We start from the raw sequence: 7461 nt of genomic DNA on the forward strand, positions 1-7461 counted from the left end.
CCGCGGGACCCGATCACGAGCAGCGACGCCCCCACGCGTCCGGCCACGTCGCAGAGCACCACGGCGGGCGAGCCCTCGAGCACCTCGACCGTCACCTCGGGCCGACGGCCCCGCGGGCGGTGGGCGACCAGTGCGTGGACCGTCGCCCGGCTGCGCACCTCGACCGCGCGCCGCACGTCGCCGCCCCGGGGCGAGGACGCGCCCGGCCCGGGGAGACCGTCGACGACCGAGACCACCAGGACGGGACGACCGGAACGGACACCCTCCTCCACGGCGTGCGCCACGGCGCCGCGGGCGCACTGGGAGTCGTCGAGACCCACGACGACCGGTCCCCGCGCCGTCCCGGTCGCCTCCCGGGGCACCAGCGTCACCGGGCACCGGGCCGAGAAGGCGCACCCGAGCGCCACGGCGCCCAGGGCGTCGGCCGGCCCGCGGCCGACGTAGAGACCGACGGCGTCGGCCGAGAGCTCGGTCAACCGCGCCACGGGCGCGCCCCGCACGACGTGGACGACGACCGGCGGGTGGTCCGACGCCCCGGCGGTCGGCGGGCCCGCGTCGAGCCCGGCCGCGACCAGCGCCCGCACCGCGCCGAGGCCGGACCGCGCGTCCTCCCGCGCCGACGACCACAGCCCGCCGAACGACGGCGGCTCCACGACGACCAGGGCCACGACGGCGTCGAGCGCGCCCAGGGCGGCGTCCCGCCGGGCGCGGGCCAGGACGTGGCGCCCGACGTCGTCGGGCGCCACCCCGACCACCAGGGTGTCGGTCACGGCCCGGTGGGGTTCACCGGCCCAGACCCTGCTCGTCCAGCCAGTCCAGGGCGTCGCGGGCGATCTCCATCCAGCCGTGGTCGATCGTCAGCGAGTGGGAACGGTCGGGGAACTCGTGCAGGTCGGTGATCGCTCCGGAGTCCCGGTACTTCTTGTACTCGGCCTTGGTGATCGCCTCCGGGACCGTCCTGTCCTGACCGCCCATCGTCAGCAGCAGCGGCCCGCGCTCGGCGTTGCGGGTGGCGACCGTCGCCGGGGAGTGCGGCGAGAAGTTCGCCGACGCGGCCTCGAACAGCGGCTTGCCCGGCGACGGGATCGCCCAGGCCGCCCACAGTTCCCGCGACTCCTCCTCGGAGACCGCGCCCGCGAACGCGTACCGGAACTGTTCCTCGGTCAGGCTCACCGCACGGTGCTTGTTCGACGGGCCGCGGAACACGGGGAACGTCGCGTGCAGCGACGACAGCGGCAGCGGGAGCACGCCCTTGAACTGCGCGGCGTCGATGGCGACCGCGGCCACGGCGAGGTCCATCCCCAGCAGCTTCTGGGCGAACATCCCGCCGAAGGAGTGCCCCACGAGGATCGGCTTGCCCGGCAGTTCCGCGATCAGCTTGGCGTGGTGCTCGACGAGGTCGTCGATGCCGACGTCCGCGACCGCGTCGGGGTTCGCCCGCGCGGCCTCGACGGTGTCGGGCTCGCCGGGCCAGCCCGCCGCGTAGGGGTCGTAGCCCGCGGCGGAGAACATCTCCATCCAGGGGGCCCACGAACTGGAGTGCAGCCACAGTCCGTGGATGAAGAGCACAGGGGTCATGACGTGGTCCTTTCGGCGTGGGAGTGCCCGGTCCGGCTCATGGCCGCCAGTAGCCGTTGGCCGCCGCGATCGTGGCGAACTCGAGGGCGACGACGTGGCCCGCGGCGATCAGCGAGTCGGGCTCGGTGGCGTACTCCTTGCGCCCGGCCTGGAGGGTCTCGAGCTCCGGCTGGATCGCGTGGATGGTGTGGCGGGCCAGCGTCAGCGCGAGCGCGCGGCCTTCCTCCGGCGTGGCCGTGACGAGGGTGCCGCCGGGGACCAGGACGAGCTCGGCGTCGGGAACACGGGTCATGAGGTCCTCCGTCTCGGGGCGATGCGAGCAGCCTGGCCCGCCGAGCGCCCCGACGATTCGGTCAACCGACTGCTCGCGCCGACGGCTGGCCCGCGGCGGCGCCGGGGCAGTCACCCGACTCAAGCCCGGGACGCCCCCACCGGGGTGGACTGGCCCCGCAGCCGGCCGCCCGAGGGAGAGCACATGGACACCGCATCGAGCGCCGACGGGCGGACCCGCGTGGTGGTGGTGGGGGCGGGCTTCGCCGGCTTCACCGCGCTGCGCCGGCTCGAGCGCCTGCTCGCGCGGCACTCCGCACACGGCGACGTCGAGCTGGTGCTGGTCACGCCGCAGGACTTCATGCTCTACACCCCGCTGCTGCCCGAGGTGGCCACGGGCGTGCTCCAGCCCCGCCACGTCGCGGTGTCGCTGCGCCGGGCCCTCCCCCGCACCACGGTGGTGCCCGGCTGGGCGACCTCCGTCGACGTCGGCGCCCGCACGGTCACCGTCGACCCCGGCGACGCGGACGGGCAGGTGACCCGCCTCGGCTTCGAGAAGCTCGTCCTCGCCCCGGGCTCGGTGACGCGGCAGTTCGACATCCCGGGGGTCGCCGAGGTCGCGCACGGGGTGAAGACGGTCAACGAGGCCCTGTTCCTGCGCGACCACCTGCTCGCCCAGCTCGACCACGCCGACGCGCTGCCCGACACCGCGGACGGCCGGGCCGAGCGCGAGGAGCGCCTCACCGTGGTCGCGGTGGGCGCGGGCTACACCAGCACCGAGCTCGTCGGCCAGCTGCAGCGGTGGCTGCACACCATCTCCGCGCGCTGGGACCGGGTCCGGCCCACCGACGTCCGGTGGCTCCTGCTCGACATCAGCCGCACCGTCCTGCCCGAGCTCGGGCCCCGGCTCGGGGCCGCGGCCACCGCGGTCCTGCGGCGACGCGGGGTGGACGTCCGGCTCGGGACGACCGTCACCGCGGCGACCGACCGCGCGGTCACCCTCACCGACGGCACCACCGTCCCCACCCGGACCCTGATCTGGGGGGCCGGCGTGGTCGCCAGCCCGCTGATGGCCACGCTGGGCACGCCGACCGTCCGGGGTCGCCTGGTCGTGGACGCGGCGCTGCGGGTCAGCGGGCTCGACGGCGTCTGGGCCGCCGGTGACGCCGCGGCGGTGCCCGACCTGACCCGGCCCGACGGCGCCGTGACGCCCCCGACCGCGCAGCACGCGCAGCGCCAGGGCGTCGTGCTGGCGCGGAACGTCGTCGCCGCGCTCGGGCTCGGCCGCGCCCGCCGCTACGCCCACCACGACCTGGGGCTCGTGGCCGACCTGGGCGGCCGCGACGCCGTCGCGAACCCCGTCGGCATCCCGCTGACCGGGGTGCCCGCGAAGGTGGTCACCCGCGCCTACCACCTGCTCTCGGTGCCCGGCGCCGCGAACCGCGTCCGCCTCGTGACCGACTGGGCCCTCGGCGCACTCCTGGCTCCGCAGACCGTCCGGCTCTCGGGCGTCCGCGCCGACGACGCCCTGATCCCGGCCGCGCAGCGCACGGCCATCTACGGCGGGGTCGGGTCGTCGTGACCGCCGCGCACCGCTCTCGAGGGGCCCGCCGGCCCGCCCCGGCGCTCAGCCCGCCGGCACCGGGCCGTCGACGTCGTCCCGGCGCCGGACCCGCAGGCGGGCGGTGCTGGACTCGCGGAGCGGCACCAGGCGACCGGCCTTGCCGAGCCCGAAGGGCGGCATGTTGCCGTAGATCGCCTCGTACTGCCCGGCCTTGACCAGGTACGTCTCGTGCCAGATCCCGGTCCGGGCGTTGCGGCGGTAGTAGTTGCGCCAGGCGGCGAGGTGGGGGTCGTCCTGGTCGCGGGCGAACGCCTCGAGGTGCTCGAACGACCGCCAGTACTGGACGATCACCGGGAAGCCCATCGTGTAGCCGAGCAGACCCTTTTCCGGGTGCGCGACGAGGTGGTCGAGCATGTGCCTCATCCCGCGACGACCGCCGAGGTCGAGGAAGGTCCGGATCGGGTGCCGTGGATCGAACCGCGCGCCGATCAGGAACACGACGAAGTCGCCGTCGATCTCGGCCGTCCTCCGGTCCTGCCCCGTCGTTTCCATCGCCCACCTCCGCGTATCACACTGTGTCAAGGGAACGTCGCGACACCTTGGGGCGCAAGCACCCGAACGACCCAGGGAGATGACGATTTCGTAGCTCAGCGTGAGATCAGGGAGGTCGCCGACCCGTCACGGCGGCCAGGCGTCCACGGCCGTCACGCCACGCGCGCCTCGATCAGATGCGGTCCGGACGGCAGTGCCGAGGCGTCGTGCGGTGCGAGGCCGGCGGCGTCCAGCAGGGCGGTGAACTCGCTCCAGGTGCGTTCCCGGCCGCCCACATAGGCGAGCATGATCAGGTCCAGCAGCGCCCCCGGGACGAGGGCGGGATCCTCCGTCGCGTGGTCGGGCAGGACGATCTCGACGATGGCCAGGCGGGCCCGCGGCCCCATCGCGTCCCGGCATCGGGTCAGGATCGTGCGGCAGCGATCGTCGTCCCAGTCGTGCAGCACACTCTTGAGCAGGTAGACGTCGCCACCGTCCGGCACGCTCGCGAAGAAGTCGCCCTCGACGATCCGGCACCGGTCGCCGACGCCCTGCTCCGCCAGGTACGCAGCCGCGAGCCGGGCGACCGAACGACGCTCGTAGAGCACCCCCGACAGCCGGGGATGGGCCCGCAGGACGGCAGCCACGACGGTGCCGACGCCGCCACCGACGTCGACGACGGTGGACGCGTCGGCGAACAGCTCCGCCGTGGCGAGGTCCCGAGCGACGAGCAGGGAGCGGGCGCGCATCCGCGCCGAGCCGCTGGCTTCGGCCTCCGGATGGGTCGTGTAGTAGTCGAAGACCGGCTGCCCGTACACCGCGTCGAACCCGGGTTGGCCGGTGCGCACCGTGTGCAGCAGCTCGCCGAAGGCCCGGTACATCTCCTCGCCGAAGTTCAGGACGATCGCGCGGGTGTCACCCGGCGCGTCCCGTCGGAGGCAGGTGCCCGCGTCGTTCAGGGCGAACCGGCCGTCGGTCGCCTCGGTGAAGACACCGCTCGCGATCAGTGCCCGGACGACACGGGCCAGTTCGTCGGGTCGGGCGCCGACGGCGTCGGCGAGGGCGCCCGCGTCGAGCGGACCCGCCGCCAGCGCGTCGGCGACGCCGAGCTCGGCGGCCACGTACAGCGCCCGGGACAGCTGGTACCCCTGCGCCATCCTCACGATCGCCTGCTCCACAGATGGGCCCATCCCACGAACGCTAGGAGGACCGCCCGTGGACGGGAAGGGGCGGTCCTCGTCCACCGCCGTGTCCCCCGATCGACGGACACCGTGTCCTCCGCAGGACCAGCTCCTCGGCGGACGGGAAGGCGCCGAGACCGGGACCACCCTGGTCGTCGTCAGCACGCCACGTCCGACATCACGGACGCCCCCACCCGACCCCACCAGGAGCCCGTCATGCGCCTCGCCCTCGCCGTCGCCTCGATCAGCGCTGCCGCCGCACTCGCCCTCGGGGGCGCCGTACCGGCCCTCGCGGCAACGAACGAGCCCGGGCCGACCGCCGCGGCCGAGACCGTCCCCGGCGCTGCGACCGGCGCCGCGAGCACCGGCGGAACCGGCGCGACCGTGACCGGCGCCGACGCGGCCCTGCCGATCGCGCTCGGTGGCCTGGGCCTCGCGGTGCTGGCCGGAGGCGGGGGCTATCTGGTGGGCCGTGGCCGTCGGGACCCCGAGGAGCACGACGGCGTCGAGGACGCGGTCCCCGCCCGGCCTGGTGTCCGCCGAGAGGACGTCGACCGGGACGAGGCCGTCCACGCCCTGCCGCCGTACTGCCTGTGGTACTGACCCACGCGGCGCGGACGGAGTCGGCTCAGCCCATCCGCACGACGTCGGAGGTCCCGAAGCGATCGGCGACGAGCTGCTTGACCCCGCGGGGGAAGTCCTGCTCGCAGGCGAGGTGGGTCGGGATCATCTTCCGCAGGGCGTCCGGGTCGCCCGCGAACGCGCCGGCGCACAGCTCCGGGGCGACGTTGGCGAGCGCGAGGATGCCCCCGGCGCACCCGAGGGCCCCGGTCAGCGGCAGCAGCGCCGGGTTGCCGGTCCACAGCGGACCGGCGTAGGTCTCGACGGTCGCCAGCAGCCGGGTCGCGTCGCCCGAGGAGTCCTTGCACCCCGCCACGGGCAGCGTCGACAGGACCTCGACCGGGATGCCGGGGGGTGAGACGGCCGGGAAGTGGTAGGCCAGCAGCGGCAGGTTCCCGGCGGCCTCGGCGAGCGCACGGTAGTAGGACGCGGCGTCGACGAGCCCGCGCGGGCTCCGGGCGATCACCGCGTCGACCCCGGTGTCGACGGCCCGCGCGGTCACCCGTGCGGCCTGGTGGGTCGACGCGGCGCCGGTGCCCCCGACGACGACGGTGTCCCCGGCGGCCTCCCGGACCGCGGCGAAGAGCCGCAGTCGTTCGTCGTCGTCGAGGGCGTCGGCCTCCCCGGTGGTGCCCGCGACGACCAGGGCGTCGACGCCGAGGTCGACGAGCCGTACGGCCAGGTCGGCCGTCCCGGCGTAGTCGACCTGGCGGTGCACGTCGAACAGGGTCACGAGGGCGACCCCGATGCCGTGGAAGACGGGGGCGGCGGGCTGCATCGAGGACCTCCGGGTCGTGGTCAGTGGGATTCGCGCGGCGGGGCGGAGCCGCTGCCGCCGACGAGGAAGTCGAGGTCGGCGCCGCGGTCGGCCTGCAGCACGTGCTCGGTGTAGAGCCGCGTCCAGCCCCGCTCGGCCGGCGGCTCCGGGGGCTGCCAGGCCGCAAGGCGGCGGGCGAGCTCGTCGTCGTCGACCAGCAGCTCGAGGCGGCGTTCTCCGACGTCGAGGAGGATCTCGTCGCCGGTCTCGACCAGGGCCAGCGGCCCGCCGACGGCGGCCTCGGGGGCCACGTGCAGCACGACGGTGCCGTAGGCGGTCCCGGACATCCGGCCGTCGGAGATCCGGACCAGGTCGCGCACCCCCTGCGCGATGAGCCGGCGCGGCAGCCCGACGTTGGCGACCTCGGGCATCCCGGGGTAGCCGCGCGGCCCGCAGTAGCGGATGACGAGCACCGTGGTCTCGTCGACGGGCAGGTCGTCGTCGTCCGCGACGGCGCGGTAGTCCTCGGGCGAGTCGAAGACCAGGGCCCGGCCGCGGTGGCGCATCAGGTGTGGCGAGGCGGCGGACTGCTTGATCACGGCGCCGTCGGGGGCGAGGTTGCCGCGCAGCACGGCGGTCCCCGTGCCGGCGGGCTGGACGGGCCGGTCGAGGGGGCGGATCACCTCGCGGTTCCAGCACGCGGCGTCGGCGATGGCCCCCTTGAGCGTGTCGCCCGCGACGCTCGGGCGGTCGAGGTGGAGCAGGTGCGCGATCTCCCGCATCACCGCGGGCAGGCCGCCCGCGTAGCAGAGGTCCTCCATGAGGAAGCGCCCCGAGGGCTCGAGGTCCACCAGGGTCGGCACGTCGCGCCCGGCGAGCGCCATCAGGTGGACGACCGCGTTGGTCGAGCCGCCGATGGCCGCGTTGACCCGGATCGCGTTCTCGAACGCCTCGCGGGT

At 75.1% G+C, this 7461-nt stretch carries 9 protein-coding genes; 2 read left to right on the plus strand and 7 right to left on the minus strand.

Going from position 1 to position 7461, the window contains the following annotated elements:
- The 3 genes from AC0CYZ_RS20785 to AC0CYZ_RS20795 all read right to left on the minus strand — a co-directional run.
- On the minus strand, positions 1 to 770 hold a 770-nt coding region (locus AC0CYZ_RS20785; RefSeq protein ID WP_472218794.1), incomplete at its 3' end, for a universal stress protein.
- Between the two features lie 13 nt (positions 771 to 783).
- Positions 784 to 1578 (minus strand): alpha/beta hydrolase, encoded by a 795-nt coding sequence (locus AC0CYZ_RS20790; RefSeq protein WP_472218796.1) that lies wholly within the window; start codon positions 1576 to 1578, stop codon positions 784 to 786.
- Positions 1579 to 1615: 37 nt separating this feature from the next.
- The gene (locus AC0CYZ_RS20795; protein WP_472218798.1) at positions 1616 to 1870 is read right to left on the minus strand and encodes a hexameric tyrosine-coordinated heme protein; all 255 of its coding nucleotides are present in this window, start codon (positions 1868 to 1870) and stop codon (positions 1616 to 1618) included.
- Between the two features lie 183 nt (positions 1871 to 2053).
- Between AC0CYZ_RS20795 and AC0CYZ_RS20800 the strand changes: the two genes are divergently transcribed.
- Positions 2054 to 3430, plus strand: a complete 1377-nt coding sequence (locus tag AC0CYZ_RS20800; RefSeq protein ID WP_472218800.1) for an NAD(P)/FAD-dependent oxidoreductase — start codon at positions 2054 to 2056, stop codon at positions 3428 to 3430.
- A gap of 45 nt (positions 3431 to 3475) precedes the next feature.
- On the opposite strand, the gene AC0CYZ_RS20805 is transcribed toward AC0CYZ_RS20800, so the two are convergent.
- Together AC0CYZ_RS20805 and AC0CYZ_RS20810 are read right to left on the minus strand one after the other, a co-directional pair.
- Positions 3476 to 3964 (minus strand): DUF4188 domain-containing protein, encoded by a 489-nt coding sequence (locus AC0CYZ_RS20805; RefSeq protein ID WP_472218802.1) that lies wholly within the window; start codon positions 3962 to 3964, stop codon positions 3476 to 3478.
- A gap of 152 nt (positions 3965 to 4116) precedes the next feature.
- Complete coding sequence (locus AC0CYZ_RS20810; protein ID WP_472218810.1) at positions 4117 to 5100, minus strand: methyltransferase; 984 nt, start codon at positions 5098 to 5100, stop codon at positions 4117 to 4119.
- Between the two features lie 240 nt (positions 5101 to 5340).
- On the opposite strand from AC0CYZ_RS20810, the gene AC0CYZ_RS20815 reads away from it, so the two are divergent.
- Positions 5341 to 5727: a hypothetical protein gene (locus tag AC0CYZ_RS20815; RefSeq protein WP_472218804.1), complete on the plus strand. Its 387-nt coding sequence runs from the start codon at positions 5341 to 5343 to the stop codon at positions 5725 to 5727.
- Between the two features lie 25 nt (positions 5728 to 5752).
- Here AC0CYZ_RS20815 and AC0CYZ_RS20820 read toward each other — a convergent pair whose 3' ends face one another.
- Positions 5753 to 6523, minus strand: coding sequence for a dihydrodipicolinate synthase family protein (locus tag AC0CYZ_RS20820; RefSeq protein ID WP_472218806.1), 771 nt, complete (start codon positions 6521 to 6523; stop codon positions 5753 to 5755).
- Between the two features lie 20 nt (positions 6524 to 6543).
- The coding region (locus tag AC0CYZ_RS20825) for a dihydroxy-acid dehydratase domain-containing protein (protein ID WP_472218808.1) at positions 6544 to 7461 on the minus strand (918 nt) is incomplete at its 5' end.

It is taken from the genome of Actinomycetospora sp. (assembly GCF_055612215.1).